This window comes from Kitasatospora sp. NPDC002522, assembly GCF_053595195.1.
The window spans coordinates 188,358-214,608 of the sequence record NZ_JBSFXE010000006.1 but is presented as its reverse complement, the minus strand read 5'-3'; the positions used below and the strand labels follow the sequence as shown (position 1 = coordinate 214,608).

28 protein-coding genes and 1 tRNA gene are annotated in these 26,251 nt (G+C 70.9%); 22 read left to right on the top strand and 7 right to left on the bottom strand.

The features are described 5' to 3' along the window. The first annotated feature begins 2 nt into the window (after positions 1-2). The 10 genes from ACWD4U_RS07360 (at position 3) to ACWD4U_RS07315 (ending at position 8,804) form a co-directional block, all read left to right on the top strand. Entirely contained in the window at positions 3-1,205 is a 1,203-nt protein-coding gene (locus ACWD4U_RS07360; protein WP_363459970.1) for a metallophosphoesterase, read from the top strand. Next, the gene (locus ACWD4U_RS07355; RefSeq protein WP_363459969.1) at positions 1,202-2,005 is read left to right on the top strand and encodes a TauD/TfdA family dioxygenase; all 804 of its coding nucleotides are present in this window, start codon (positions 1,202-1,204) and stop codon (positions 2,003-2,005) included. Before ACWD4U_RS07360 ends, ACWD4U_RS07355 begins: the two co-directional genes overlap by 4 nt. Then, positions 2,002-2,559 carry a dCTP deaminase gene (locus ACWD4U_RS07350; RefSeq protein WP_363459968.1) on the top strand — a complete coding sequence of 186 codons (558 nt, stop codon included), beginning with the start codon at positions 2,002-2,004 and terminating at the stop codon, positions 2,557-2,559. The genes ACWD4U_RS07355 and ACWD4U_RS07350 overlap by 4 nt, the downstream gene beginning before the upstream one ends. Then, entirely contained in the window at positions 2,556-3,116 is a 561-nt protein-coding gene (locus ACWD4U_RS07345) for a dCTP deaminase (protein WP_363459967.1), read from the top strand. The genes ACWD4U_RS07350 and ACWD4U_RS07345 overlap by 4 nt, the downstream gene beginning before the upstream one ends. Continuing rightward, on the top strand, positions 3,100-3,798 hold the full coding sequence (locus tag ACWD4U_RS07340) for a PIG-L deacetylase family protein (protein WP_363459966.1): 699 nt from the start codon (positions 3,100-3,102) through the stop codon (positions 3,796-3,798). The genes ACWD4U_RS07345 and ACWD4U_RS07340 overlap by 17 nt, the downstream gene beginning before the upstream one ends. Further along, complete coding sequence (locus tag ACWD4U_RS07335) at positions 3,795-4,541, top strand: WbqC family protein (protein ID WP_363459965.1); 747 nt, start codon at positions 3,795-3,797, stop codon at positions 4,539-4,541. Before ACWD4U_RS07340 ends, ACWD4U_RS07335 begins: the two co-directional genes overlap by 4 nt. Further along, positions 4,538-5,650: a glycosyltransferase family 4 protein gene (locus ACWD4U_RS07330; protein WP_363459964.1), complete on the top strand. Its 1,113-nt coding sequence runs from the start codon at positions 4,538-4,540 to the stop codon at positions 5,648-5,650. Before ACWD4U_RS07335 ends, ACWD4U_RS07330 begins: the two co-directional genes overlap by 4 nt. Beyond that, positions 5,647-7,323, top strand: coding sequence for a proline--tRNA ligase (locus tag ACWD4U_RS07325; protein ID WP_363459963.1), 1,677 nt, complete (start codon positions 5,647-5,649; stop codon positions 7,321-7,323). Before ACWD4U_RS07330 ends, ACWD4U_RS07325 begins: the two co-directional genes overlap by 4 nt. Positions 7,324-7,462: 139 nt before the next feature. Next, positions 7,463-7,537: transfer RNA gene (locus ACWD4U_RS07320), tRNA-Thr, on the top strand. Between the two features lie 172 nt (positions 7,538-7,709). Continuing rightward, positions 7,710-8,804 (top strand): UDP-N-acetylglucosamine--N-acetylmuramyl-(pentapeptide) pyrophosphoryl-undecaprenol N-acetylglucosamine transferase, encoded by a 1,095-nt coding sequence (locus ACWD4U_RS07315; protein ID WP_363459962.1) that lies wholly within the window; start codon positions 7,710-7,712, stop codon positions 8,802-8,804. Between the two features lie 12 nt (positions 8,805-8,816). Here ACWD4U_RS07315 and ACWD4U_RS07310 read toward each other — a convergent pair whose 3' ends face one another. From ACWD4U_RS07310 to ACWD4U_RS07290, 5 genes are all read right to left on the bottom strand, one after another. After that, positions 8,817-9,176 (bottom strand): HIT family protein, encoded by a 360-nt coding sequence (locus tag ACWD4U_RS07310; RefSeq protein ID WP_363459961.1) that lies wholly within the window; start codon positions 9,174-9,176, stop codon positions 8,817-8,819. Positions 9,177-9,311: 135 nt separating this feature from the next. Beyond that, positions 9,312-10,151, bottom strand: a complete 840-nt coding sequence (locus ACWD4U_RS07305; RefSeq protein ID WP_363459960.1) for a hypothetical protein — start codon at positions 10,149-10,151, stop codon at positions 9,312-9,314. After that, positions 10,132-10,977: an aldo/keto reductase gene (locus tag ACWD4U_RS07300; protein ID WP_363459959.1), complete on the bottom strand. Its 846-nt coding sequence runs from the start codon at positions 10,975-10,977 to the stop codon at positions 10,132-10,134. The genes ACWD4U_RS07305 and ACWD4U_RS07300 overlap by 20 nt, the downstream gene beginning before the upstream one ends. Further along, complete coding sequence (locus ACWD4U_RS07295; RefSeq protein ID WP_363459958.1) at positions 10,974-12,164, bottom strand: cupin domain-containing protein; 1,191 nt, start codon at positions 12,162-12,164, stop codon at positions 10,974-10,976. The genes ACWD4U_RS07300 and ACWD4U_RS07295 overlap by 4 nt, the downstream gene beginning before the upstream one ends. Before the next feature lie 14 nt (positions 12,165-12,178). Continuing rightward, positions 12,179-12,319, bottom strand: a complete 141-nt coding sequence (locus ACWD4U_RS07290) for a hypothetical protein (protein WP_363459957.1) — start codon at positions 12,317-12,319, stop codon at positions 12,179-12,181. Positions 12,320-12,572: 253 nt separating this feature from the next. On the opposite strand from ACWD4U_RS07290, the gene ACWD4U_RS07285 reads away from it, so the two are divergent. Then, on the top strand, positions 12,573-13,610 hold the full coding sequence (locus ACWD4U_RS07285) for an NAD-dependent epimerase/dehydratase family protein (RefSeq protein WP_363459956.1): 1,038 nt from the start codon (positions 12,573-12,575) through the stop codon (positions 13,608-13,610). A 60-nt stretch (positions 13,611-13,670) separates the two neighbouring features. Here ACWD4U_RS07285 and ACWD4U_RS07280 read toward each other — a convergent pair whose 3' ends face one another. Then, positions 13,671-14,981, bottom strand: a complete 1,311-nt coding sequence (locus ACWD4U_RS07280; RefSeq protein ID WP_449787127.1) for a DNA-binding protein — start codon at positions 14,979-14,981, stop codon at positions 13,671-13,673. A 374-nt stretch (positions 14,982-15,355) separates the two neighbouring features. Here ACWD4U_RS07280 and ACWD4U_RS07275 point away from each other — a divergent pair, with 374 nt between their 5' ends. The 11 genes from ACWD4U_RS07275 to ACWD4U_RS07225 all read left to right on the top strand — a co-directional run bounded on the left by ACWD4U_RS07275 (position 15,356) and on the right by ACWD4U_RS07225 (position 25,632). Beyond that, on the top strand, positions 15,356-16,336 hold the full coding sequence (locus ACWD4U_RS07275) for a hypothetical protein (RefSeq protein WP_363454649.1): 981 nt from the start codon (positions 15,356-15,358) through the stop codon (positions 16,334-16,336). A 70-nt stretch (positions 16,337-16,406) separates the two neighbouring features. Then, positions 16,407-17,900, top strand: a complete 1,494-nt coding sequence (locus ACWD4U_RS07270) for an amino acid permease (RefSeq protein ID WP_363454647.1) — start codon at positions 16,407-16,409, stop codon at positions 17,898-17,900. A gap of 83 nt (positions 17,901-17,983) precedes the next feature. Beyond that, on the top strand, positions 17,984-19,312 hold the full coding sequence (locus ACWD4U_RS07265; RefSeq protein ID WP_363454645.1) for a glutamine synthetase family protein: 1,329 nt from the start codon (positions 17,984-17,986) through the stop codon (positions 19,310-19,312). Continuing rightward, positions 19,309-20,961, top strand: coding sequence for a Mur ligase domain-containing protein (locus tag ACWD4U_RS07260; protein WP_449787126.1), 1,653 nt, complete (start codon positions 19,309-19,311; stop codon positions 20,959-20,961). Before ACWD4U_RS07265 ends, ACWD4U_RS07260 begins: the two co-directional genes overlap by 4 nt. Before the next feature lie 29 nt (positions 20,962-20,990). Continuing rightward, entirely contained in the window at positions 20,991-21,503 is a 513-nt protein-coding gene (locus ACWD4U_RS07255; protein WP_363454641.1) for a LuxR C-terminal-related transcriptional regulator, read from the top strand. A gap of 38 nt (positions 21,504-21,541) precedes the next feature. Continuing rightward, the gene (locus ACWD4U_RS07250; protein ID WP_363454639.1) at positions 21,542-21,739 is read left to right on the top strand and encodes a hypothetical protein; all 198 of its coding nucleotides are present in this window, start codon (positions 21,542-21,544) and stop codon (positions 21,737-21,739) included. Positions 21,740-22,369: 630 nt separating this feature from the next. Next, positions 22,370-22,855, top strand: coding sequence for an NUDIX hydrolase (locus ACWD4U_RS07245; protein ID WP_363454637.1), 486 nt, complete (start codon positions 22,370-22,372; stop codon positions 22,853-22,855). Beyond that, positions 22,852-23,739 carry a phosphotransferase family protein gene (locus ACWD4U_RS07240; protein WP_363454635.1) on the top strand — a complete coding sequence of 296 codons (888 nt, stop codon included), beginning with the start codon at positions 22,852-22,854 and terminating at the stop codon, positions 23,737-23,739. The genes ACWD4U_RS07245 and ACWD4U_RS07240 overlap by 4 nt, the downstream gene beginning before the upstream one ends. A gap of 32 nt (positions 23,740-23,771) precedes the next feature. Beyond that, positions 23,772-24,257, top strand: coding sequence for an NUDIX domain-containing protein (locus ACWD4U_RS07235; protein WP_363454633.1), 486 nt, complete (start codon positions 23,772-23,774; stop codon positions 24,255-24,257). A gap of 1 nt (position 24,258) precedes the next feature. Further along, on the top strand, positions 24,259-24,516 hold the full coding sequence (locus ACWD4U_RS07230; RefSeq protein ID WP_363454631.1) for a hypothetical protein: 258 nt from the start codon (positions 24,259-24,261) through the stop codon (positions 24,514-24,516). A gap of 225 nt (positions 24,517-24,741) precedes the next feature. Beyond that, positions 24,742-25,632 (top strand): aminoglycoside phosphotransferase family protein, encoded by an 891-nt coding sequence (locus tag ACWD4U_RS07225; RefSeq protein WP_363454629.1) that lies wholly within the window; start codon positions 24,742-24,744, stop codon positions 25,630-25,632. Positions 25,633-25,739: 107 nt separating this feature from the next. On the opposite strand, the gene ACWD4U_RS07220 is transcribed toward ACWD4U_RS07225, so the two are convergent. After that, on the bottom strand, positions 25,740-26,186 hold the full coding sequence (locus ACWD4U_RS07220) for a helix-turn-helix domain-containing protein (RefSeq protein ID WP_363454627.1): 447 nt from the start codon (positions 26,184-26,186) through the stop codon (positions 25,740-25,742). Between the last annotated feature and the right edge of the window lie 65 nt (positions 26,187-26,251).

Sequence of the window (26,251 nt, the reverse complement as noted above, 5' to 3'; positions counted from 1 at the left end):
ACGTGGACAGGGACTTGGCCGCTAACACCATGACGGTGGCGGCGACGGGCTGCTTCCACTCTGCGGTGCCGAACGGCACGGGGATGCTCGCTGCCGTCCAGGCGCTGCGCGAGCAAGGCGCGCTGGTCGTGGACGTCGGCGACTTCTTCGGCGGGAGCGCCTTCCATGAATACTCCCGGGGGCGCACGGAGGAGCGGCTGCTGGCCGACCTCTACGACGCAGTGGTGCCCGGCAACCACGACCTGGCCGACCTGATGCGGCTGCACGATCCCGACCGGTTCCCCCCGGTGGTGTGCGTGAACCTGACACCGCCGCCGACCTTCGCCGGGCGGTGGGAGCGGGGCCTGCTGCTGGAGGCGGCTGGTCGGTGCATCGGTGTCGTGGGCGTGCTCGGGGCCCAGGCGTTCGGGGCGGTGCCGTCCGCCGAGCGCGCCGGGTTCGAGTTCGAGGAGCCGACCGCCGCCCTGCTGGCCGCCGAGCGGGACCGGCTGCTGGAGGCGGGTGCCGAGGTGGTGCTGGGGCTGAGCCACACCGGCTTCGAGAGCGACGTGGCGCTTCAACTCGCCGACGGCCCGCTGGACATCATGGTCGCCGGGCACTGCCACAGCCCGATGGGCCACTGGGCGCTCCCGCCGCGGTACGTGGCCAAACCGCCCGAGTGCGGTGCCGGCCTGCTCCGGATCGACCTCGGCCCGGCAGGGCCCTCGTTCACCGTCGACTACACCGGCGGCCGTAAGGTCGCGCGCGGGTCGGTCCCGGGCTACGTGCGGGAAGCCGTCGGCGCGTTCCGGGCCTGGGGAAGCGCGGCGATCGGACACCTTGCCGTCCCGCTGGACGACCGGCGCCGACTCGCCGAGCTGCTGGCCGATCGGGGCCGGAGCGCGGCCGGGGCCGACGCCTTCGTGCTCAACCTCGCCACCCTGCGCACCGGGCTGCCCCGGCAGGTCGACCAGCAGGCGCTGGTGGCCGCCGCGCCCTTCGACACCGAGCTGGTCGTCCTCGACGGCCCGCAGACGGCCGGGCAGATCGCCGCCCTGGCCGAGAGTCTGGGCGAGACCCCTGTCACCGCCGGGGCCACCCCCGACCAGGGCGCCGTCGCCACGACGGCGTACCTGGCCGACCGTCTCGGCCTGCCGGCCAGCCCGCTCGACCCGCCGCGCACCCTGCGCGGCCTGCTCACCGACCACGTCAAGGAGGGGTCATGACCATGCAGTCGCTGCCCGCATCCGTGTTCCTCGACGGCCCCGTCGCACCGCACAGCTTCGCCGAGCACATCACCGGCGAGGGCGACGGTCGCGTCCTGGTCGACTTCGACACCGCCGACCACCGCCTGAACCAGGAACTCGCGCTGAGCCTGCTGTCCGCGCTCGGTCCCGTCCTGGCCGTCTACCCGTCCGACGGCTGCTGGAGCAGCCTCATGGTCCGCACCGAGGCCGACCCGGGCCGCACCCACGGCACCGGGGAGAACCGGCTGCACGTCGACCTCGTCGACCGCGACCTCATCCCGCGCTACATCGCGCTGTACTGCGAGCGCGACGACCCGGCCGGCGGCGGGGCCTCGGCCCTGTCCGACCTGTGGGTCGCCGCCGCCGAACTCGGCGACGCCGAGAAGTCGCTGCTCCAGCAGCCGGTGTTCTCCTACTGGACCGACGAGGGCGTGCACGGCGTCGGCCGGGGACTGGAGCGCTTCGCGGTCCTGCCCGAGCAGCTGGAGCCCGGTCTGCCGATCCGGTTCACCAGCAAGATGCACCCGCACCTGCTGAGCGGTGAGCTCGTCGACGGCACCGACACCGCACGGCAGCAGGCGGCGACCGCGTTCGGCGCGCTCGCCGACGCCGCGCTGCGCCACCGCGTCGAGATCCGGCTCCTCCCCGGGCAGCTGCTGGTCTTCGATCAACTGCGCTGGGCCCACGGCCGGATGCCACTCGGCGAAGGCCAGGAAGCGATCCAGCCCGGCCAGCGCCGACTGCTGCGGCAGACCTACGTGCAGGGCGGCACCCGGTGATCCTCACTGGCCCCGCCATCGCCGAAGCGGTGAAGGCCGGCCACATCACCATCGACCCGTTCCTGCCGCAGCACACGAACCCCAACAGCCACGGCTACCGGCTCGGAGACACCCTCAAGGTGTTCACCCGCACCCCCGTCGACCCCCGCACCAGCCCGCCGACCCGGACCATCACGATCCCGGCCCGCGGCTACCGGCTGCGGCCCGGCCGGGTCTACCTCGGCTCCACCGTCGAACGGATCGGCTCCGATCACTACGTCACCAGCCTGATCGGCCGCTCCTCCGTCGGCCGCCTCGGGCTGTTCACCCAGATCAGCGCCGACCTCGCCCAGCTCGGCGCGGTCCACCAGTGGACGCTGGAGATCGTCGTCACCCAACCGCTCAGGGTGTACGCGGGCATGGTCATCGGCCAGGTGTCCTTCTGGGACGTCGTCGGCGAGCCGATGCCGTACGCCGGGTACTACGGCACCCTCAGCGACCCCTCCCCGTTCGCTCCCCACGCCTTGGCCGGCGGCGGTGCCGTCGGCCTCCTCCCGGAGGTGAGCGCCGCGTGATCCTCACCGGCCCCCAGATCGCGGGCGAGGTCGAGGAGGGGCGGATCACCATCAGCCCCTTCGACACCGCTCTCCTGAGCCCCAACTCCTACGATTTCCACCTCAGTTCGGACATTGGCTGGTACCGGCGGCGCTGGTGGGGAGGCCGCACCCTCGACTGCCGCCGCCCCAACCGGTTCGTGCGCTCCACCATCCCCGAGGAGGGCATGGTCCTGCGGCCCGGCCGGATCTACCTCGCCTCCACCGCCGAGACGATCGGATCCGAGCACTTCGTGCCGATCATCCGGGCCCGCTCCTCCACCGCCCGCACCGGCCTGTTCGTCCACTGCACCGCCGACCTGATCGACCTCGGGTCGCTCGGCCGCCTGACGCTGCAGTTCCACGCCGTGCAGCCGGTCCGGGTCTACCCCGGCCAGCGCATCGGCCAGGTGACGTTCTGGGTGCCCACTGGCCGCCGGGAGCTGTACCGCGGCAAGTACCAGGGCAGCACTCTGCCGGAGCCGTCGCAGATCTGGCGCGACTTCGAGGAGGAGGACGCCCGTGGCGCCGCCGCGTGAGCACGTTGTCGCGGTGGTCGCGCACCCCGACGACGCCGAGTTGATGTGCTACGGCACCCTGCGCCGCTACCAGGAACACGGTGCGGCGGTCACGGTCGTTGTCGTCACCACCGGGGTCAACGGCGTCTCCCTCGCCGACCGTGAACGAGGCGTCAGCCTCACCGACCGGGAAAGGGCTGCCGAATCCGCGGCCTCCTACGACGGCAGCGGCATCGACCTGCTGCTCCTGGGCTTCACCGACGGCGCCCTGGTGCCTGACCGCCAGTTGGTCTCCGGCATCGAGGCGGAACTCGTGCGCCTAGGCTGCACCGTCCTGATCACCCACAGCCTGCACGCCGGTCCCGACCACCAGGACCACCTCGCCGTCGCCCAGGCCGCCGTCAACGCCGCGACCCGCGTCGGCACCTGCTCCACGATCCTGCACGGCCAACCCCACGCCCCCCGAGGCGACTTCCACCCCACCGTGCTGGTCGACATCACCGACCTGCTCCCCGACAAGGTCAAGGCCCTCTCGGAGCACCAGAGCCAGGCCGGCCGCTGGTACCTCGGCGGAGAGTACACCCGCCACCGCGCCGCCGACGCTGGCTGGACCCTCGCCCCGGCCCGCGCGGCCGACGGTCACCGCTTCGAGGCGTTCGAGACCTCCCTCATCACCCTGCTCACCCGCAAGGAGGCCCGGTGAAGCACCGGCTCTACATCGAGCAGCCGCCGTTCGCGCCGTGGCTCGGATTCTGTGAGGCCCTGTTCGCGTGCCGGACCGTTGCCCTGTACGACAACGTGCAGTTCGAGGACGGCGGCTTCCAGAACCGCAACCGGGTCAAGACGCCCGACGGCGTCAAGTGGCTGACCGTCCCGGTGGTCAAGAGCCATGGCCAGCTGATCAAAGACGTGCGGATCGCCGACACCTTCGACCCGCAGGGCATGCTCCGCCGGATGCGGCTGGCCTACGGCCGCAGCAGTCACCTCGACGAGGTGCTGCAGGTCCTCGGCCCGCCGCTCACCGCGGGGTACCGGTGGCTGCTCGACCTCAACCTCGAACTGACCACCGGCCTGGCCACCGCTCTCGGCGCGCCCGCCGAACTGACCCTCACCTCCCGGCTCCCGATCGAGCCAACGGAGGACCGCACCGGGCGGATCGTCCGAATCTGCCGCGCGGCCGGTGCCGACGAGCTGTGGGCGGGCTCCGGCACCCGCGGCTACCTGGACCCCGCTGACCTCTCCGCCGACGGCGTCGCTGTCACCTGGAACGAGTACCTGCCCCGTCACCCGGCCTACCAGCAGGCGTGGCCGCAGCAGGGGTTCACGCCGAACCTGTCCGTCCTCGACGCGGCCAGCGCGATCGGCTGGGCCGGGACCTCCGCCCTACTGCGGTCCGGCCTCGCCACCTACCTCGACTCCCTCCAACAGGAAGGACGGCCCGCATGAACAGGATGCAGATCGCCACCGGCATCGACCTGCCGCTGGAGCCCTCCTGCGGCTCCATGATCTTCTGCTCCGACCTCTACGGAGAGATGGCCGACCACGCCCGGACCACGTTCCTCGCGCTACCGCCCGCCGACCCCACCTGGCGGCACGGCTTCGAGGAGACCGTGCTCGCCACCGCCGCCAAGGCGCCCTACGGCCCCGGTTTCGACGCCTACGTCGGCGCCCTGACCACCGAGGTCCGCCGCCACCTGGACCAGGCCCGCCCGGACGCCATCCACGCCCAGCACCTTGGCTTCGGTCTCGCCCTCGCCTTCGTCCGCGCCGCCCAGAGCATTCCGGTCGTGGCCATCGCGCACGGCACCGACGTCATCGCCGCCGACGCCGACCCGCTCGCCCGCGACGTCCTCACCGAGATCGTCGCGGGCGCGACCACCGTCGTCGCCCCGAACACGGCCCTCGCCGCGAGGATCGGCGAGCTGACCGGCCACCGCTACAGCGACAAGACGGTCCTCGTCCCCTGGGGCATCCCGCTCGCCCGCGCCGCCCGGCCCCTGCGTCCCACCCACACCCACACGCTCCGGCTGCTGCACGCCGGCCGCCTGGACGCCAACAAGTGCACCCGCACTGCCATCGAGGCGATGGCGCTCACCAGCGACCGGCATGAACTCACCATCATCGGCAGCGGCCCCGAGCGGGACGCCCTCCAGCAGCTCAGCCGGACACTCGGCCTGAGCGACCGCATCCGCTTCGCGCCGTTCCAGCCCCGCCATGCGCTGTGGGAGCGCTTCGCGGACTTCGACGCCTTCCTCTTCACCACCTCCGGTCTGGAAGCCTTTGGCCTGATCGCCGTTGAGGCCCAGGCCCACGCACTGCCCGTCGTCTACTCCGACGTCGCCGGCATGAACCAGACCCTCGGCGCCGCCGGCCTGCCTTACGCCCCCGGCGACGCCGCCCAGCTCGCAGAGGCGATCGACAAGCTCGCTGCCGACCACTCGCTGCGCACCGGCCTGAGCACGGCGGGCCTTGCCAACGCCTCCTGCTACGACATTGCCCACAGCGCCCAACGGCTCACCACCGTCACCCGCGATGCGATCGGAGCTGCTGCATGAGCACCGCCGCTGCCCCGGCCCCCATTTACACCTCCCGGTTGTTCCCCGCGCCCCGCCCCCGCGCCACCGACCCCACCGCCCCGACGTGGGAGCTGCTCGAACACCTGGGCCTCGTCGGCCGCACGGACGCCGCCGGCGTGCACACCCTGCTCCCGCTCGGCCTGCGCGTACGCGACCAACTCGACCGGATCACCCGAGACGCCTTCGAGCACCACGGCTTCAACAGCGTCTCCCTGCCCACCCTGCAGAGCCGGACCCTGTGGGAGGAGTCCGGCCGGTGGAAGGTCTACACCGACGAGGGCGCGCTGATCACCACCCGCGTCGGCGGGACGGAGATGTGCCTCGCGCCGACCTCCGAGGAGATGGCCGTCGCCACCGTCCGGCCCCACCTTCGCTCCCACCGCGACCTGCCGGTGCGCCTGGCCCTCAACACCACGAAGTTCCGGGACGAGACCTCGCCCCGCGGCGGCCTCATGCGCGGACGCGAGTTCACCATGGCCGACGCCTACACCTTCGACGCCGACCGGGCGGGCATGCTGGAGTCGATCAGCCTGCTCAACCGGGCCTGCAACGACGCCCTCACCGGCATCGGCCTGCACGGCGTCTTCCAGGCTCCCGCTGACGGCGGGGCCATCTCCGCCGGCCCGACCACCGAGCACCTCGTCCTCGCCGACTTCGGCCAGAGCAGCATCCTCGCCTGCGACCACTGCGGCCACCGCGGCGACGGCACCATCCTCAGCGCCAAGTTCCCCGGGACCACCACTTCCGGCGAACCCGTCGTCAACGTGATCGTCTTCGCCGTCACCGGCCCGGACGGCACCACCAGGCCCACCGCAGTCTGCATCCGCTCCGACCTCACCATCAGCACCCGCAAGCTCGCCGCCGCCCTCGGCCCCAGCCAGCACATCGAACTCCTCGACCCCGAGGAGCTTCCCAGCCTGCTCGGCAAGAACGCAGGCACCCTCACCCCGTGGGACTGCACCAGGATCGCCGTCGTCCACGACCGCTCCGTCAGCGGCCTCGACCGCTTCACCATCGCCGACGGCCCCCACGACCTGCGCCCCGGCGCATCGTGGTCCGGGGCCACCGGCCTGCCCCCGCTCGACCTCCACCCCGCCGACGTCCACACCGCCACCGACGGCCTCGACTGCGGACGCTGCCCCTCCGGCCGCTACCGCGCCACCGAAGCCGTCGAGGTCGCCCACGTCTTCGAACTCGGCACCCAGTACTCCGCCAAGATGGGCCTGACCTTCACCGGCCACGACGGCACCCCCCACACCCCCCTCATGGGCTGCTCCGGCATCGGCCTCACCCGCTGCATCCAGACCCTGGCCGGCGTCCACCGCGACGCCGAGGGCCTGCGCTGGAAGCACGGCACCGGCCCTGCCGACGTCCACCTGGTCGTCCTGCGCTCCGACCTGGCTGAGCAGCAGGAGCGCGCCGACCACACCGTCCGGCAGCTTCACCGTCTCGGGCTGCGGCTCCTCGTCGACGACCGCCCCCTGCCGGCCGGGGAGAAGTTCCGGTACGCCCAGGCGCTCGGCGTTCCCACCACCCTCGTGCTCTCCCCCCGGCACGCCGAGGGCGAGCTGGAGACGGTGGACCGATGGACCGGGCGCAACAGCCCCCTCTCCGTCGACAACCTCCACACCCTGCGGAGGACCAACAGCTGACCTGACGGCCACCCACAGCCATTCCGGCATCGGACGAGGAAAGGCCCGATGCCGGAATTGTCACGCCCAAATTCAATTCTCCGGCCGCGAAATCCGATATTGACCCGCTGCGCGCCGATGCGATAGCTTTCTTTCACCACGGGCTGGAGCTCAACGGAAAGAGCACGGCATAAGTGTTGCCGAGGAGCTGGTTCGAACCCAGCCAGCCCGACCACTCCCCCCGCACCATCAACGCTTGCCCCAATGGGGCCGCGAACCCCTTGGGTCGAAGGCCGAGCTTCCCAACGCGCCGCTCCGGCTCCGGGCTGGAAATCCGGCCAGCATTACAGAAGCCTGGATTCCCCGGCCGGATGGAATTTCCCGCGAACCCTGTTACGATTCACCGCGTGACGCTGAAGATTGGAATTACCGGGGGCGCGAGCGCCGGCCATGTTGTTCCCGCTCTCGCGGTGGCCGCCGAACTGCGGCGCGCCGAATGCGAGCTGGTCTATTTCGGCCGCGCCGACAGCATCGAAGCGGACCTTGCCGCGAAGGCCGGGATCCGGCTCGCGGCCGTCCCCTCCGCAGGGCTGCAGCGGTTCCGGTCCTGGAGCAACGTCACCATGCCGGTGACCGTCGCCCGCGGAGTGTTCGCCGCCTCACGGGCGATGCGGCGCGAGCGGCCCGACGTCGTCTTCAGCAAGGGCAGCTACGTGTCGGTGCCAGTGGGGGTCGCCGCGTGGCTGAACGGCATCCCCCTCGCCATCCACGAGTCCGACCACACCCTCGGTCTGGCCAACCGGATCCTCGCCCGCTTCGCCACCACGGTCTTCCTCGCCGAGGACACCCCCGGTCTGCCCAGGTGGCTCCAGCGCAAGGCGGTGGTCACGGGACTTCCACTACGCGACGACCTCGCCGATGGTCGGCCTGAAGACCTCCGCGTCCGGCTCGGCGTCCCGGCCGGACCGCCGGTCCTGCTCGTCTTCTGCGGTAGCAGCGGCTCCCGGCGCGTCAACGAGGCCGTGCGCCGCCAACTTGGAGCGCTGACGGCGCACTTCTCCGTCGTCCACATCTGCGGGCGCGGCAACCTCGACCACACGCTAGCCTCCGTGCCGGGCTACTGGCAGCTGGAGTACCTGCACGGCGACATGGTCGACGCCCTCTCGCTCGCCGACCTCGTCATCGGCCGCGCGGGCGCAACGACCCTCGCCGAGCTGGGGGCCCTGTCCAAGCCGGCCGTGCTCGTCCCGCTGCCGGCCTCAGTCAGCCGCGGCGACCAGCTCGACAATGCGAAGGCGTACGCGGGGCGCGCCACCTGCGTCGTCGTCGACGACGAGGAGATGGGCGACGGAACGCCCCTCCTGCGCGCCTGCGAGCAGCTGCTGCCCGCACTCGGCGGCGCCCGCCGCCGCCCCGACCCCGAGGCCGTCCGCCGCACGGCGCGGGACATCGCAGCCAGGACGATCGCTCTCGCCCGCCCGCGCGGCCGGCACGCCCGCTGAGCAGCCCGAGTCTCAGGCCAGGCCCTCCGGAAGGCTGCCGCGGAACAGCACGTGCCAGTGCATGTGCTTGGACTCCTGGTACGCGCCCTCGTTCGTCACGACGCACACCGCGCCGTACTCCTCGCGTACCGTCGCCGCCACCTTCCGGACCACTCGAAGAACGTCCGCGAGGTCCTCCTCCGTGCCGTCGCCGAGATCCACCAACGACGGGATGTGCCGCTTCGGGACGACCACGATGTGTACGGGGTAGGACGGCCTCGTGTGCTCGAACGCGAGCACCGTGTCGGTCTCCTCCACCACCTTCACCGGCGTATGACCGTTCAGTGCCTCGTTGCAGTAGAAGTCCGAGGCCGTTGTTGCCGGGGCCGTCATAGTCGCACCTATCCCTTGGGCGCTGCGGTGACGGCGCGCACGAGAAATCGCCGGAGTCACCACAGTCGTTGAAGTTGACCAACCAGCGACCCAGGGTATCGGCGGTATCTGAGTAACACTCACTTGCCGTGACTGTTAAGACAATCCGAGTGGTTGCGGCGGAGCGACACCGGTCAGTTCACGCGCGCAGCCGAGCAGACGTGGTGCAAGCTCCGCGTAATGCCCGCGATCGACCGCTTGGAGCATCTCTGCGAGAGCGATAAGTTGGCCAACCCGTCCAGCGGGGGTCTCCAGGACCTTGGAGAACTCCATCCGGACGCGGTCTGCGACGGCCGGCACAAGAAGACTATTGACCCATAGGACAGCGGGGTCGTATCCGACCGGCACCAGCCCCCAGCGTTCCCAGTCGAGGATCTTGAGGGGCCGGGCGGTCAGGTTGGCCCACTGGAGATCACCGTGCCCGGTGGTCCGCTCGACGTCGGCCGGGGCAGGGATGCCGAGGTACTTCGGGAAGACCTCTCCGACCCACGCCTGGCGCAGAGTGATCTTCGTGGGCGGCGCTTCCGCAATGGCGGCCAGCGCGTTCCGCAGCCCGGTCCACCAGCCGTCATCCAGGCCGGGGTCTTCGTGGAGGTCCGGGGTCGAGGAGACCGCGGGACCTACCAGGTCGAAGACATCGGCCTGGTAGAACCACCCGTCCTCGGTCCAGTCGAGGGTGTCGTGGAGCCTGGGGCGCGGGACGGAGTCGGGGACGAGCTGTTCGGCGCCGAGGGCGCCCTGGCCGGTCGGCCGGGGCGCCCTGCGGCGGCTGCTCCTGGAGACCCGGAGCCAGACGTTCTCGGCCCGGCGGCCGACAGTGGTTCCGGAGGTGCCGAAGACCTGGGGTCCGGTGCACACCAGGCGGAGGAATCCAGCGGCCTTGTGGTGCGCTGCCGTCAGGTCGTGCCGGGTGTCGTCATCCGGCTGAAAGGACATCGAGCACCGTCCTGAGTCGTGCGTCGGGGATCGGCTGGGCGAGAGCGTCCCGGGCATCCTCCCAGTGCTGGAGGGTGCCGGTCGAGGTGAGGACAACGTCCAGCGCGGGGCAGGCACCGATGAGCTGGAACGCGGCGGTGTGCGGGGTCGATCCCGGCTGGATCAGGTTCACCAGTTCGGGTGTCATCAGACCCGGCAGTTCGCCTCCGTGCAGGGGTGCGGAGGCGAACGTCAGGATCCCGGCGTCGCGCGCGTGGACGAGCGGCCCGGCTCCGTCGAGGGCCTGGGCGATGGGCTCGGCCATGACGAGGCTGACCGGCAGCTGGACACCAGCGAGGTGGTGGTTCGCCGACCCGCCCGCCTCGTGGGCCAGTGCGATCAGTTCGGCGACGGTGAACGCCTGGTCGGTGAAGCCGGCCCAGGTGGCGACGCCGTACCCCCCGATACGGCCTGCCTGCGCGACCTCCTCCAGCACGGCGAACGCGGCGCGGAGGTTGTGGTGCAGTTGCTGCCGGTCGTGGTCGGACCGTTCGGGGTTGTGGACGAAGACGATGTCGGCCCGACCGAGGACGGCGAGGGACTGCTCGGTCTGGGCGCGGACGTCGTCGGGGGCGATGCTGTGGTGGCCGTCCGGGTAGAAGCCGGTCTTGGTCGTCACCCTGGCGGTCGGGTGCTCGGCGAGTGCCGGGGCCAGGTCGTGGTGTGCTCGGCCGTGGCCGTAGTTGGGGGCGGTGTCGATCCAGTTCGCCCCGGCCGTGAGGGCGGTGCGCGCCGCTTCGCCGGCGGCGCGCACCCGGTAGGTTCCCAGGCCGAGGTCCGGGCTCACCGTCCGACTCCGACCACGGCGAGGGCCTGGCCCTGAACGAGGACGGTGAGGATGCTGGCCACGTCCTTGGCCTCCAGGCCGGCGAGGTCGGCGAGTTCCCCGATGCTGACCGCGTCTCCGGTGAGCAGAGCCTGGAGGGCGGGCTCCGCCCGCTCGGAGAAGTCCCATGCGGTTCCGGCTGCGGACAGGGTGACGGTCCCGGCGGTGGGGTCGCAGGTGAGTTCGGCGCGAGGGGCAGTGATCCGCACCTTGATCTCCGGCTCCGCAGGGAGGGCGTCCACGAAGGGCAGGGACGGTGCCGGTCGGCCGAAGTGGGTGGTGCCGGAGGCCGTGGCCCAGCGGTCGATCAGGCCAGGGTCCGACAGTGCGGTGAACAGCGCAGTCCGCAGGCCGTCCAGGTATCCGGCCTTCTCGTCCGCGCCGGCGTGGAGCGGCACGTCCTTCCGCACGGCGGGGCTCTCGTGCAGTTCGTCGACCAGCCAGCCCAGGAGCGTCGCGCCGGTCTGGGCGACGAGTCCGAAGGTGAGGTGCAGCGATTCGCTGCCCTGGTCGGCGGTGACGCTGTGCCACCAGCCACGCGGCAGGTACAGGACGTCGCCCGGGCGGAGGACGACGTCCGCGACCGGCTCGCCCTCGGGTTCCTCTGGGGAATCCACGTCGCGGAAGGTCGGGGCCTGTCGGGTCGGCTCCCACAGCCTCCAGCGCTTCGCCCCGTACTGCTGGACCACGACCACGTCGTGATCGTCCCAGTGCCGGCCGAAGCCCTCCTTCTCCGTCCATGAAGCGTAGAGGTTGGTCTGCACGGGCGTGCCGATGAAGCGCTCCAACGCTTCGGCGGCGGTGCGGATCGGCGGGTGGATCTCATCGATCGCGTCCACCACGAGCGAGGCGCCCTCGGCGAGCTGAGCGTGGAGCTGCGCGGGGTGCAGCCGGTTCCAGGCCACCCCGCGCCGGTTGGTCGCCGGGGTCGAGTACCGGCCGACGGGAACGGTCTGCCCATCCATCGACAGCCGCAGCCGCGGCGGGTCGATGCGGTGGGTGGCGAGGATGGTGTTCAGGTCCTCCCAGGACAGAAGGGGAGCGGTGTCGGCGCCCTTGGCGGGGATCACGGCGTAGGAGCGGTGAAGCGCCTGGGTGAGGAACTGGTCCCCACCCAGGCGCACCGCCCACGAGGCGGTCTTATGCATCGTGGGCTACCTGCTCAGGTGTCGTTCTGGTCGGACTTGCCGCCGGTGTTGTCGGACGGCACGTCGGCACGGGAACGCGCGGCCCGGATGGCACGGACGGCGACCAGCAGGCCGCTGTCTTCCTCCGGCTGGACCGCAGTTGCGGCGCTCTCCATCGGATCTCCTCTCCCCTTGGCGCTGCTCGGTCCTCCGGGGCGCCGGAAGATGTCGCAGCGGGTGAGCGGCCAAGTCTTCCGAGTAATGACTGGCAGGACCATGGCGTCCGCCTGTCATCCGGCGGGCGGATTCGCACACGAGTGTCATCTGGGTGTCATCTTCGCCACGATCATGGCCTCGACCTGCGGCGACTTGGCCCGGGCGCTACGACGGGGTGGCCAGCTGGCACCGGTTCTGGGCAGGATGCCGGGCATGGACATCTTGGTGGTCGGTGGAGGCTGGTTTCTGGGTAAGGCCGTGGTCGAGGAGGCGCTGGGCCGCGGCTGGAGTGTGACGACGTTCAACCGGGGACGGTCGGGAGTCGTCCTGCCCGGCGTACGGCAGGTGCTGGGGGACCGGACGTCGGCCGAGGACTTGGCTCGGCTGGCTGCGCAGGGTCCGTGGGACGCCGTGATCGACACCTCGGCCGGCGAGCAGCCGCCCAAGGTGGTGCTCGCAGGTGCGCGGGCGCTGGAGAGTGCCACCGACCGCTACGTCTACGTCTCGACAGTGTCGGTGTATGCGGGGTGGCCGGACCACCCGCTCAAGGTCGGCGACCCGCTGATGGACGGGCCGGCCGACGCCGGGAGCGACTACGGCCGGAACCCGGAAGGCTGGCTGGGCCCCGATCTCCACTACGGGCGGCAGAAGGCTGGCGGAGAGCGGGCGGTGATCGAGACCTTCGGCGCCGAGCGGTCCTGGCTGCTTCGGCCTGGCGTGATCCTCGGTCCGGGCGAGTACGTCGGCCGCCTGCCGTGGTGGCTTCGTCGGGCTGAGCAGGGCGGCGACATTCTCGCCCCTGGCAGTGCGGGTAAGACCATCCAGCCGGTCGACGTGCGCGACGTTGCGCGCTTCGCCGTCGACGTCGCCGAGCGGCCGGGCGGTGGCGTCCACAACGTGACCGCCCCGATCGGCCGGGACACGATGGGCAGTTTCCTTCAAGCGTGCCTGGAGGCTACCGGCAGTCAGGGTCATCTCCGCTGGGTTCCGGACGGGGTTCTGCTGGAGCACCGCGTGCGGCAGTGGACGGAGCTGCCGCTGTGGCGGACGAACGAAGGCGTCTGGCTGGTCGACTCAGAGCCCGCCTACGCGGCCGGATTCACCTGCCGCCCCTTGGAGCAGACGGTGCGGGACACCTGGGACTGGCTTCAGGCCGGCAACACCCCCGTCCCCCACCCGCGCGCGTCCGCCCACGGAATCACCCCCGGACGCGAGCAGACGATCCTCGCCGCCGTCGGCTCCGCTCGCTGACCAGATCGGTCCGGGGTGGGCAGGCACGACCGGCCCACCCCGGACCGGCTTAGTGGTGCTCTACTCGAGGGCCAGCCGAGCGGCGCCGCCCCCGAGTTGCCTCGGCGCGGCGACCCGGGTGTACTCCTCCAGCGACTCCTTGAGCGCGATGGCACCGGGTGAGGTCCGGACAGGCTCCGTGGAGAGCAGTCGACCGACGTGGACGATCCGCTCGACCAGCCCCGCGGCGCGGCGCTCGGGCGCCAGTGTCGTGATGGGCGTCAGCACCTCGGCGGCTCCGTCGAGTTCGCCGCCGAGGATCAGTGCCGCCGCGAGGTCGGCGCGCGCCTCTGCCTCGATTCGGGGGATCCGCTGCGCTTCGGGCAGGGCGGCCTGCAGCTCCAGCACCCGGCGAGCGTGTTCCTGGGCACCGGCGCTGTCCCGCAGGAGGAGGAACGTCGTGCCGTGCGAGCGGGCGATCCGTTCCGGGCCGTGAAGGAACTCTCCGGCCAGCTCGTCATGGAGTTCGTCGACCTCCGTGGGGTCGAGGTCGAGCGCGCGCTCGACCGCGGCCGTCGCCCGCTGCCGGTCGCCGAGATGTCCGTAAGCCCTGGCCTCGATGGCAGCGATGCGCGTTCGGCCGGTCGCCCCGACGCCGGAGAAGGACTGGGCTTGGCGGATGAAGCGGATCGCCTCGCTGGGGCGGCCCTCCCAGTAGGAGAGCATGCCGAGCGTGCCGGCCGCGAACGCGGCCAGGGGGTTGAAGCGGGTGGCCTCGGCGTACAGACCGGCGGAGCGGGCCAGCCGTGTGGCCTCGCCCAGTGAGCCGAGATCGAAGGCCGTCATGGCGAGTAGCGCTGTGGTCTGGCCGATCGCGATCAGCAGGTGCTGACGCTGCTCGGGAATGTGCGTCCGGTCCAGCAACCCCTCCGCATCCGTCCGGAGCTTCCGGGCCTCACGGAGCACGTCGAACGGCGCCCGATCGTTGTAGGTGCGGGCGAGTCGGCGGACTTCGTCCTGGACCTGCTCTATGGACAGGTCTGAGAGGAAGGCTGATGCGACTGAAGCGGCGTGGTCGGATGCTTCACGTGCAGTCATCGCGAGTTCTCTTTCAAGGTCTTGCCGGGATAGTGCGGTCGGGTCTCCCTCACGGGGTGGCGCCAGGAGTTCGGCGATCGGCCTGTTGTCGAACATGTGCCGAATCACCTGCACGAACACACCCGTCGGACGACTGACCGTTCCAGCGACCCAGCGCCTGAACGTCGCCTCCGACATGTCCAGGTTTCGAAACCTCGTGTCCTTGAGGCTGCGAGCCAGCTCGTTGCCGGCACTGCGGAACTCCCTGAGAAAGTCCAGGAACTCCCATCCCTGCCTCTCGATCAGGGCACCCAACAGCGTCCTACTCGCCATGCCGCAGCCTCCGCCCCCGTGATCTCAACCTGGCCCAGCCACCGCCTACGCGGGAAGCGCCTGGCTCAAGCAATACCCGACAAAGGCAAGCCCTACCGCGGCATCTGACGAGATGACACCTCGATGATCCGTTGCTGACTTCGCGAGCCCGCAGATGACGCCCCTCTGTCGTAGCGATGTTTCGGCCATGACGAGACAGTGAGTTACCGATCACCGAAGCGCACCACCTGAAGTGATCCTGACATTTCCCAGCTGCCCAACCGAAGGCTTGCCTGGTCGCACTCACCAGCGATTCGACGCCCACGGCCACCTGGCGGTCACGGAAGCACACCGACAGCTCGCGAAGGGGGATCGTCATGCCATCAGCACCGACAGCTGGGGCCGATCAGCTCGTGCAGCACCCGGCTGGCCATGACAGCGCCTTGCGGGCGGCAGTGGAGGAACTGCGGCAGGGACAGGTGTGGTCGACCCGCGTGTTGCTCGCCCGTTCCTGGGGCGACGCTGGCCTGTGGGCGGCACGTACACAGGTTCTCGGGACGGTCGCAGGGCAGACCAACGTCCTCCAGCGCTGGGGTGATGAGGAACCCGATGCCTTTGGCTTGAACACGCTGCACGCCCGGGTCGCCGTCGACCGTGCTCTGCTGGCCAGCCAGCGGCAACCTGACTCGCAGGACGCCGCGGCCTTCGAGAACACCGCACGGCAATGGTGCTGGCAGGCGGCTTCGGTCCTGGCCGGCGACCCCGTGCCGTGGCTCGGACTCCTCACCCTGGCACAGCTGGACCCAAGGCAGGCGCGACCGGAACACCGTGTTCCAGCCCCCGACCAGATGCTCCCGCCCGGCCCTTGGGCCTTGTTCGAGCAGGCCCGACGGACGGACTTGTGGGGTCGGGAGGCGTTCCACCGAATGCTCCGCTTCTGGCTATCCCGTGGCGAGAACGGCCCGGCCACCGAGTTCGTGGCCGCCTACCTGCCAAGCGCCCCTGGCGGTTCCGCCCTCCACGCGCTGCCGCTGTACCTGTACGTCGATCGCTACCGCCGAGCCGAGCGCAAGGACGCGGTCGAACTGCAGTGGACGAACGAGGAGACGGTCCGCGCCACCGTGATGCGCGCCTTCACGCACTGGCAGACGGCGCGAAGCCAGGGCGGCCACTGGCCAGTCCTCGACGAGAGCCACCTCGCCCACGCGCTCTGGGCCACCCGGCACCGCCAGGAGGCGGCCGAGGTGTTCGCCGCAATGCGTCCGTTCATCTCGGCTTCGCCCTGGCAGAGCCTGTCGCACCAGCCGGGCGACCTGCTGCGGACGGCGATGTCGCAGTCCTATGCCGCCGCTGGCTAACCGCCGCCACTCGTCCTGTCGCCCGGCACGGTGTCGGGCTCCATCGCTACTCTCCTACGGAGGTTTTGCCATGTCCTGGCCCGAGAACACCGTACCCGCGCCCGAGGACGACCATCTTCGCTCACTCGGTTACGAGCCCGAACTGGTGCGGCGGATGGGTGGTTTCGGCAACTTCGCCGTGTCGTTCTCCGTCATCTCGGTGCTCAGCGGCTGCATGACGCTGTTCGGGTTCGGGCTGGTGACAGGCGGGCCGGCCGTGATGATGTGGGGCTGGGTCGCCGTCGGCCTGGCCGTGCTGCTCGTGGGCATGTCACTGGCGGAGGTCACCAGCGCCTACCCGACCTCGGGTGGCCTCTACTACATGGCCCAGCGGCTCGGCGGCCCGCGGTGGGGCTGGGTGACCGGCTGGCTGAACCTCCTCGGTCTGCTGGGCGGGATCGCCGGGATCGACTACGGCGCCGCGTCGTTCATCGTCGCGTTCGCCGGGCTCCAGTGGGGCGTCGCCCCGACGGCGGGACTGATCTTGGCGATATTCGCGGGAGTGCTGCTGCTGCACGCGCTGCTGAACGTCGTCGGAGTCCGGGTGGTCTCCCTGCTCAACTCCGTCTCGGTGTGGTGGCACCTGCTCGGCGTCGCCCTGATCGTCGGTCTGCTGACCGTCGTGCCCTCCCACCACCAGTCCGTGGGCTGGGTGTTCACACACTTCGAGAACGGCACCGGCTGGTCGAACCCGGTCTACGTCTCGGCGATCGGCCTGCTGCTGGGCGGCTACACCTTCTGCGGCTACGACGCCTCCGCGCACCTGTCGGAGGAGACGAAGGACGCCCGCCGAGCCGCGCCCCGGGGAATCGTCCGCTCGATCTGGGTCTCGCTGCTGGCCGGGTTCGTGCTGCTAGCCGGGCTTCTGTTCGCTGTGCAGGACTACACCGGGACGGCCGCTGCCGCGGTGCCGCCAGCGCAGATCTTCCTGGACGCGCTCGGCGCGACCGGCGCGAAGATCCTGCTGCTGGTCGTGATCGGCGCCCAGCTTTTCTGCGGCAGCGCGGAGACTACTGCCGCGAGCCGGATGATCTACGCCTTCTCCCGGGACGGAGCTCTGCCCGGGTCGGCGACCTGGCGCCGGGTCGCGGCCAACGGCGTCCCGGTGCCGGCGGTGTGGCTGGCGGTCGTGGCGGCGTTCGTGCTGGCCGTGCCTTCGCTGTGGAGCCCGGTTGCGTACGGCGCGGTGACCGCGGTGAACGTGATCGGTATGACACCGAGCTACATCATCCCGGTCTACCTTCGGTTGCGGCAGGGCGACCGGTTCGTCCCCGGGCCGTGGAATCTGGGCCGGTGGAGCAAGCCGATCGGGGTCGCCGCAGTGCTGTGGGTGGTCGTGCTGACAGTCCTTGTGTGCCTGCCGCAACGCGCCCCGGTGACTGCTGAGACGTTCAACTACGCGCCCGTCACGTTGCTCGTGGTCCTCGCCCTGGCGTGGGTGTGGTGGCGGATGGCCGGCTCCAAGTTCCAGGTGCCGGTGGTGGCGGACCCGCACCTGGCCCGGGCGGAGGCGTTGATCGTATGAGGCCGACGGTGCGTGCCGCCCGCTCCCGCGTGGCCAGGCCCACGGCGATGGTCACCGGCTTGCCGACGGGTCGGCTAGACCAGTTGGTCGACGCCTTCGGCATCGACACCGTGCTGCTCGCGACCGTCGACACACAGGGGCGACTCAAGGGCAAGGAGTTCGACGCGGCCCAGCTGGTGAAGCGCCTGCGGTCGGGGGAGCTCTCCCCGGAGATGTGTGGCTACGTGCTCGGGACCGACCTGGGCATGGTCCCGGCGACGACCGGGCCGTTCTCCTGGCAGACCGGGTTCGGTGACGTCGCTCTCCTGCCCGACACCAGCAAGGCCCGGGTGCTGCCGTGGCTGCCGGACACCGCGCTGGTGTTCGTCGAGCCGATAAGCGGCGGGTGGCCCCACCCGCTCGCTCCGGGAACGGTGTTGGCCGAGCAGTTGCACCGGCTCGCCGAGGTTGGCGTCGTGCCCGCCGTGGGCATCGAGACCGAGTTCGTCCTCTACGAGGGAACCGCCCGCGACGCAGCGGCAGCCGGCTGGCGGGGACTTCGCCCCGCTGTCTGGGACGGTCGAGACTACGCCCTCGACCAGCCGCTTGCGGTGCGGGAGGTTGGCCGCAGGCTCCGCCAGGTTCTGGCTGGAGCCGGTCTGCCGGTCGAGGCGGTGAAGGGCGAAGGCGCGGCGGGGCAGGTCGAGGTGACCTTCCCGTACGGGGAGGCCGTGGCAGCGTGTGAGCAGCACGTGCTGTTCAAGCACGCCGCGAGAACGGTCGCGGAGGACGCCGGTCTGGCGGCCTCGTTCATGGCCGCACCCGCGACCGGTGTCGGTTCAGGAATGCACCTGCACGTGTCGCTGGCCGACTTCGACGACCGCCCGATGCTGGCCGCCGACCCGGGGGACGGAACGGAGCTGTCGGAACTGGGCGAGCAGGCGGTGGCCGGGCTGCTGACCGTGCTGCCCGAAGTGGCCCCGCTGTGGGCGCCCTATGTGAACAGCTACAGGCGTCTCGCCGACCACTCCTTCGCTCCGGCCCGGTCCACCTGGGGCCGGGACAACCGGTCCTGCGCGGTTCGGGTGGTCGGCCACGGCCGCAGCCTGCGGCTTGAGGTGCGCCTGCCGGGCGCGGATGCCAACCCGATGCTCGCCCTGGCAGCGGTCTGCGCCGGAATCCGGCACGGCATCGCGGCCGGTCTCAAGCCCCCGCCCGCCACCTGCGGCGACGCCTACCAGCAGCGTGATGCGCCGCTGGTGCCGCAGTCCCTGGAGGAGGCCGTGGGCGCGCTCGAAACCAGCTCGCTGGCTGGCGAACTGCTGGGCGAGCCCGTGGTCCGGCACCTGGCCCGCGTCGCCCGCATGGACTTGGAGCACCACGCCGCCTTGGTCACCGACGCCGAAGTGGCGCGCGGCTTCGCCCAGGCATGAGCCCCGGGCCGGCGTCGGGTCGAGTCCTCCTCCCCGGCACCGGCCCGGCCCACACCCCCACACCTGACGCCCAGCTGGAGAACACCATGGACCCCACCGCACATCCCATCAGCGATTCCGGCACGAGCGCGCGTCCGGCGCTGCCCGCCCTACTCACAGCGGTGCACCTCGTCGACATCGGCGCGCCCGGCATGGAGGGCCTGGCCCATTGGCTCGTAGAGGCCGGAGCCGACGTCACCGGCAGCGTTCTCTCGTCCGAATGGGACAGCCCAGTCGTGGCCTCCCTCGTCGAGGCCGGCGTCCGAGTACTCGTCGGATTCGACGCCGCGCACGTGCGCACCGACCGGACGGCGGTGGTGTGGTCGGGCGTCTTCACCGGGCCCCACCCCGAGCTCGACCACGCCCAGACGCTGCGGCTGCCGATCCTCGCGCGGACCGTCGCGCTCAAGGCCATCTCCCGCCAGGCCGGCAGTGGGGCCGTGGCCGTGGCGGGCAGCCACAGCACCACGACCGCGGCAGCCGCGCTCGCCCATCTCCTCGACGACGGGCACACCGGCTGGATTCTCAACGCCCCCTCCTGCGGGGGCACCTCCGGGCATGCCGCCGGGCACCGGGTCGTCACGGACTACTGCCCGGACAACACGACCCACGAGGCCGCCCCGCCCACCAGCTGGCAGCACCGGCCAAGCCCGCACTTCCTCCACAGCGAGCCGAAGTTCAGCGCCGCCCTGATCATGTGCACCAGCGCCAACGCCCCCCACTACGAGGACAACATCGCCGGTCTCAACGCCGCTGATCACCTCGCGCGCCTCTCCGACATCGTCGTCCTGCCGACCTGGGACAACAGCACTGTGATCTTGCGTGAGCGCCTCAGCGACCGTCCCACGAAGGGCCAGCGGGTGGTCACCGTCGGAACCGACCCCGCCTCGACCGTATGGATCATGGCTCCGCGCTGGACCGGCACGGACTTCCGCGTCGTCCTGCGCTACCAGGAGGCGGACCACCCCTTCGTCCTCCCGGTGGCCGGCCGCCACCATGTCCTCGCTCTGTGCGCAGCCATCGCCACCGCCCTGGTGCTCGGCGAGGACCCGCAGGCCGTCGCCGAGCGGGCCGCTTCCTTCCGAGGAGTGCAACGCTCCCTTGTCACCCTCGGCACCGAGCGCCAGGTGACGGTGGTCGACTCCAGGGCCCGGCACCCCCGCGAGATCGCCCAAGACGTCGAGGCCGCCCGGATGCTGACCGAAGGATCCCTGATCGTCGCCCTGGCGCCCGACGGCATCGCCCGCGCCAGCACGCACGCGACGGACATCGGCAGCGCACTCGGCGGCCCGGACGCAGCGGTACCCGGTGGCGTCCTCGGCGGCGCCGATCAGGTGCTGCTCCTCCCGGTGACCACGACGCTGTCCGGGCACACCGTGCCTGACCCGCTCGACGCCATTGAGGAGGCTGCCCGGAAGCGGCTCGGCGACGGTGCGGTCCACCGCGTCCTCTCTGGCCCGTCCGAGCCGGGCCCTGAACAGCTGATCGGTGACATGGTCTCCGAGGGCGACCTGGTCCTGGTCGTCGGCACCGGACAGGCCGAACGGCTCGGGCCGCGCCTGCTGCTCCGCCTGGCCGCGCCCGCCGCACCGATCCCGCACGACCTGTGAGCCCGAACCACTCCGCTGGAGACGACCACGTGCCCTCCGATCCGCTGCCTGCCCTCACCGCTTCGGAACGCCGGCTGATTGTGCTGGTCGCCGCCGGTGCCAGCAACCAGCAAATCGCCGCCGATCCGGAGACACGGCTTCGCATCGACGACGTCCGCAGCGCGATCGAGACGGTGCTCGTCACGACCGGCACCCGCACGACGCTGCAGCTCGCTGCCTGGGCGGTCGCCCACCGAATCGTCACCCAGCCTGTGCACCCCAGCGGCGCACTGAGCATCAAGCCCACCCTCTCCCCTAGGCGGCTGCAGATCCTTCGCGGCTGGTCGGGAGGCCGGAGCACACCTGAGCTGACCGCGGACTTCGGTATCTCCCTTCCCACAATGCGCGGTTACTGCAAGGAGCTGCTGTCCGAGCTGAACACCGACTCCCAGTCCCAGGCCGTCGTCGTCGGCGTCCTGGCTCAGCTGGTGCTGCTGAGCGACATCAAACCCACCTGGCCGGCCGAACCGCTCGCCTTGCCGCTAGGAGGTGCGGCCCGGTGAATCGTCAGTGCCGAGCCAGAGGCTTGGGGATCACGGGAGTGTGCTTCGTACTCGGCGTCTTCCTCGGCGGCTCCGCGATCTACGTGCTGGAGCACCTCACCGAGGTTGGCCGCCCCATCTACGTCGGTATCTTCGCCGCGGCTGCCCTGACCGCCCTCGGAGTCGTCGACCGCGTGGTCAGCCGCCGCCTACCCCCACGCGACTCGTACCGCACCGGCACGCGCCGGTCCCGCTGAGTCCCACCGCGTTTCACCCCATGGCGGCCGTTCGGGCCAGGGCCGCACCCTTTCGACCACAGAGAGCCGACGTCCTCAGCACCCACCCGTCGCCAGGGCACCTCCCCCGGCGGCTTCTTCGCAGCCGCTCTCAGCGCGCTCGGCCCTTCGGCCGCGGCCCCGCATCTGACTCCGGCGCGCGTCACTGCCATGCTTCGCGCCCCCGATACGCCCGCCGGGTGAACCTCCCCGCCCCGGGACCGCCGAACGGGTGAATCCGGCGACGACTACGCACTGCGTGACCTCCTCACCCACGAGGGCGTCCGCCGCCGTCTCGATCCGATCCAGGACGCGGCACTCGAACGGGCTCTCGCCGCCTGCGCACTGGGCTCCGCCGCCCTGCCGGAGGCCCTGCGGAGCCGGTTGGAGGAGGCGTTGGAGCACGCGCGTGGGGTGCTCGAAAAGTCCCCGTTCGACCCGGGCTCGCCCGGAGGGAATCCGCTTGAGTGCCGCGTTCGAACAGCACCATCATCAGTCACCTCAGCTCTCGCGAACCCGTCCAACTCCGTTTCATGAGTGCGCCCTTGGCGCCGCCTTCATCGACTGGAACGGCTCCGCATACTCGAACACCAGCTACGTCTGGAGCTCTTCGTGAACAACGACACCGGCCAGGCCGCCGGCATCACCACTAGGACGGATCCGCTGACCCTGGTCGTCGGCGTCCATCTCGTCCTGTTCGAAGGCGACACCGTGCTCCTCGGCCGTCGTCATAACACCGGCTACGCGAACGGCCTGTGGCACGTGCCCTCCGGCCACATGGAGCCCGGCGAACCGGTGACCCGCTCGATGACGCGCGAGGCCAAGGAGGAACTCGGGATCCTCATCGCCGAGGAGGACCTCGTGCTCGTCCACACACTGCACCACCTCGACGCCGACGACGGCCGCAGCCGCCTCCAACTGTTCTTCCGGGCCGCCCGCTACGACGGCCAGGTCCAGAACGTCGAGCCGCACAAGTGCAGCGCTCTGCGCTTCTGGCCGCTCGACCAACTCCCTGCCAACACCGTGCCCTACACCGCCCACGCACTCGGCCAGATCACCCGCGGCAGCGCCCTGTCCACCGTCGGCTGGCCGGCATGAGCGCCCCCACCGTCCCCCACGACGTGGACCGGCTGCTGCGCAAGACGGCAAGACGCTACGAGTTGCTGGGCGTGCCCTCCCACGACCGCGCCGGGCACCCGAGCGTCTGGGAGGTCATCGACGGCAGCGGGCGCCGCCTGTTCGCCAAACGCCACAAGAACGCGCTCATGCACGAGCGGGAAACTGCGGCCTACCGGCTGCTCACGCCGGTGCTCGGCGAAGGGCGAGCGCCTGCTCTGCTTGCCGAGGCCCCTCGGTCGCTGCTTATCGTCACCTCTGCGCTTCCTGGAACCCCGGTCATCAGCACCGCCCTCACCACCACCGAGGAGCAGGAGGTGTACCAGCAGGCCGGACGACTCCTGGCCGCGATTCACGCTCAGCCGACGACCGGAGCGCCCGTCGGCAAGTACCTACCCTGGGCCGACGAGCGCGCACGGGCGCTGGCCCGCGCTCGCGACGCCCGCCTGACCGACGAGGACATCGAGGTCCTGGCCGAGGCCACCCGCACCGAGCCGCCGGCCACCGTGCTCGCCTACTGCCACGGCGACTACGGCCCGCGGAACTGGCTCGTGCGCCGCGACGACGACCGGCTGACTCTCGGGCTGATCGACTTCGAACGCAGCCACGTCGAAGCCCCAGCCCGGCGCGACCTGATGCGCATCACCCTCCAGCTCACACCCCATCGAGCCGACCTGCGAACCGCGTTCACCGTCGGGTACGGGCGCGACCTCACATCGCAGGAGCAGGCCGCTTGCCGGGCGTGGGCCGCGATCGACTGCCCCGCCGCCCTGCGCTGGGCCCTGGACCACCACAGGGACGAGGAGGTCATCGGCTACGCCCGCACCGTCCTTGATCTGCTGCGCGACCCGAACCCCGTCGCGTGAACACCTGTTCTTCCTCTATCGGTTGGAGCGCCATGCAGTCCCTGCGTCAGGCCGTCTGCGTCATCGTCCACGACGAGAAGGCAGGCAAGGTCGCCTGCGTCCTCTACGCCAACGACTCCTGGTCCACGGTCCCCGCCTGGACCATCCCCGGCGGTAAGGCCGAGGAGGGCGAACGACTCGACGAAGCAGCCGCCCGCGAACTGCGTGAGGAGGCGGGACTGATCGTCACTGCCGATGAGCTGCGCCTGGTCCACACCATCCAGGTCAAGGCTGGGTGGGACGGCAAAGGCCCATTCCTGCTCTCGGTCTTCGCCGCGACCTCATGGCGGGGCGAGCTCACGAACGCCGAGCCGGACAAGCACCTCGCCGTCCTGTGGATGGACACCTCGGCGCTGCCCGCCCCCATGTTCCCCACTTCGCACGCCGCCCTCACCGCCTACCTAGCTGGCGACGGGCGGGGATTCTCCACCTACGGCTGGAATGCCTCGGAGGATCTGCGCGCCCTGGTCGGGGCCTGAGATGGCCAGCCGCCACCGCCGCCCGCCCACCGGCGAGCAAGCAGCCCTGCCCGCCGACGTCGACCTGCGGCTGCTCAGCATCATCCAAGGCCGCACCATGACCGACGAAGGCGTCGCCACACTGCCCGGTGGACGGCACCCCTACGCCTACCGCACGCACTACCGGCCCGACGGAAGCGTCGACCGGCTGCCGGAGCGCCTGGCCCCTGGCCCGCTGCCCCCGCCGGGCCCGGGGCCCGGCTTCCTTCCCGCAGGCTGACTCGCCCGCTAAGCGACCCCGACTGGGTGGCGCCGATATCCGCTGACTCGCATCGCCTCCACAGAGAGCAACCCGGCAGATCCCGGCGGTGCACCAGCATCAGCCGCCCGATCGTCCGCATCCCGCCCAGACGGCGGTATCGTCGGTGAACCGCCGCTACCCGCCGCGCAGCGACCCGCCCGCCGGGCCACCGCTGCACCCATGCGAATGGGAGAGCACCTCAACATGACCCAGAACACCCCCATCCCCTCCGACCTGCGGCGGTGGGTCAACGAGCACCTGGCAGGCGTGGACCTGGTCGCGGACGTGTCCTGGCCCAAGGCGAAGTCTCAGGTCTGGCGCGTCAGCGCCGGCGACCAGGCCGCGTACGTGAAGATCAGCCCGAGCGCCCTGGACTACCAGCGCGAGATCACCGGCTACCAGCACGCCGAACACGCCCTCGACCCCGACGGTGCGCCTCAGCTCCTGGCCGCCGACACCGGCCTGCAGGCCATCCTGAGCTCGCCGCAGCCCGGCCTCGTCGTGCGCGCCCTGCCCCTGGACCTCCAGGACGAGCAGCGGGTGTACGAGCTCGCCGGGCGCTCGCTGCGCCGCTGGCACGACGCCTCCGCCCCGGCCACAGACCGAGAGCGCGACGCGATCGGTGCGTCCATGACGCAGCAGGCCGACGAGGCCGCCGCGTGCCTGGACAGCGTCGGCGACCAGCTGGACGCCGCCCAGCGCGCACTGGTGCGATGCGTGGCCGACGAGCTGCCGCAGCTGGGCCGCCAAGTGCCTGTGGTCTACCGGCACGGCGACTTCGCCACCCGCAACTGGCTCTGGGACAGCCCCAGCGGCATCCTCGGGCTGATCGACTTCGAGATGGCCGCCCCCGGGCTCGCCGCCGAGGAGTACATGTGGCTGTACGCCGCGGTGTGGGTGGAGCGCCCCGACCTCAAGACAGCGTTCTTCGACGGGTACGGCCGCCCGCTGACCGCCGAGGAGGACCGGCTGCTGCACCTGCTAACCACCCGGCTCGGCATCTCGTACCTGAACAGCGGCCTCATCAAGAACGACTCCGTGCTCATCGACCGGGGTCGGCTCGTCCTGGCCCGCATGGCCGACCAGGACCAGTAGTCGTCCGAGGGGTCGGCCCAGGCGACGAGTTCGTACTACTGTCCGACCCGGGCCTGGCCGCGCATCGTCGCGATGGGCCCGCATTGCAGTCGCACTCGCAGGGCTCATCAGGCGGCGACCTCGGCAGGCAGGTCACGCACCTGCAGGAACCGTTGCAGCTCATGCTTGCGGACGCGGTACTCGGATCCCACCCGCAGCACGGCGCACGGGTACTGGCCTGTCCGGGCGAGCCTGTAGCCGGTGGTGCGGCTCAGGCTGAGCAGTTCGTTCGCGTCAGTCAGGCGGATGGCCGGCGGGAGGCTGGCCATCCGCCTGCGGAGCGACAGGTCGGGCAGCTCCAGCACCCGGAGAAGGTCGGCGGTGGCGACGCGGTGCTGGTCGCCGACCTTGAGGACGGCACAAGGGTAGGTGCCCTCCTGGATCATGCGGTACCCGGTGCTGCGGGTGAGGTCCAGCAGCCTGTTGGCGTCGGCCACGAGCAGCGCGGGGGGAAGCTGCGCCAGGGCCTCGCGGGAGAAGCGCTTGGCCCGCGCCTTCGCAATCATGTCGTTCAAAGCAGCGCTCCCCCGTGCGGGATGTTCTCTGTCGGAGAAACTTCTACCACACTTGCTCGCGGAGC

What these genes read in the sequence shown, in the direction of transcription:
- ACWD4U_RS07235 (WP_363454633.1), top strand. Translation starts at nt 23,772, where the DNA reads ATGCAGTCCCTGCGTCAGGCCGTCTGCGTCATCGTCCACGACGAGAAG.
- ACWD4U_RS07325 (WP_363459963.1), top strand. Translation starts at nt 5,647, where the DNA reads ATGAGCACCGCCGCTGCCCCGGCCCCCATTTACACCTCCCGGTTGTTC.
- ACWD4U_RS07270 (WP_363454647.1), top strand. Translation starts at nt 16,407, where the DNA reads ATGTCCTGGCCCGAGAACACCGTACCCGCGCCCGAGGACGACCATCTT.
- ACWD4U_RS07305 (WP_363459960.1), bottom strand. Translation starts at nt 10,151, where the DNA reads ATGTCCTTTCAGCCGGATGACGACACCCGGCACGACCTGACGGCAGCG.
- ACWD4U_RS07240 (WP_363454635.1), top strand. Translation starts at nt 22,852, where the DNA reads ATGAGCGCCCCCACCGTCCCCCACGACGTGGACCGGCTGCTGCGCAAG.
- ACWD4U_RS07260 (WP_449787126.1), top strand. Translation starts at nt 19,309, where the DNA reads ATGAGCCCCGGGCCGGCGTCGGGTCGAGTCCTCCTCCCCGGCACCGGC.
- ACWD4U_RS07290 (WP_363459957.1), bottom strand. Translation starts at nt 12,319, where the DNA reads ATGGAGAGCGCCGCAACTGCGGTCCAGCCGGAGGAAGACAGCGGCCTG.
- ACWD4U_RS07310 (WP_363459961.1), bottom strand. Translation starts at nt 9,176, where the DNA reads ATGACGGCCCCGGCAACAACGGCCTCGGACTTCTACTGCAACGAGGCA.
- ACWD4U_RS07295 (WP_363459958.1), bottom strand. Translation starts at nt 12,164, where the DNA reads ATGCATAAGACCGCCTCGTGGGCGGTGCGCCTGGGTGGGGACCAGTTC.
- ACWD4U_RS07275 (WP_363454649.1), top strand. Translation starts at nt 15,356, where the DNA reads ATGCCATCAGCACCGACAGCTGGGGCCGATCAGCTCGTGCAGCACCCG.
- ACWD4U_RS07285 (WP_363459956.1), top strand. Translation starts at nt 12,573, where the DNA reads ATGGACATCTTGGTGGTCGGTGGAGGCTGGTTTCTGGGTAAGGCCGTG.
- ACWD4U_RS07230 (WP_363454631.1), top strand. Translation starts at nt 24,259, where the DNA reads ATGGCCAGCCGCCACCGCCGCCCGCCCACCGGCGAGCAAGCAGCCCTG.
- ACWD4U_RS07225 (WP_363454629.1), top strand. Translation starts at nt 24,742, where the DNA reads ATGACCCAGAACACCCCCATCCCCTCCGACCTGCGGCGGTGGGTCAAC.
- ACWD4U_RS07330 (WP_363459964.1), top strand. Translation starts at nt 4,538, where the DNA reads ATGAACAGGATGCAGATCGCCACCGGCATCGACCTGCCGCTGGAGCCC.
- ACWD4U_RS07355 (WP_363459969.1), top strand. Translation starts at nt 1,202, where the DNA reads ATGACCATGCAGTCGCTGCCCGCATCCGTGTTCCTCGACGGCCCCGTC.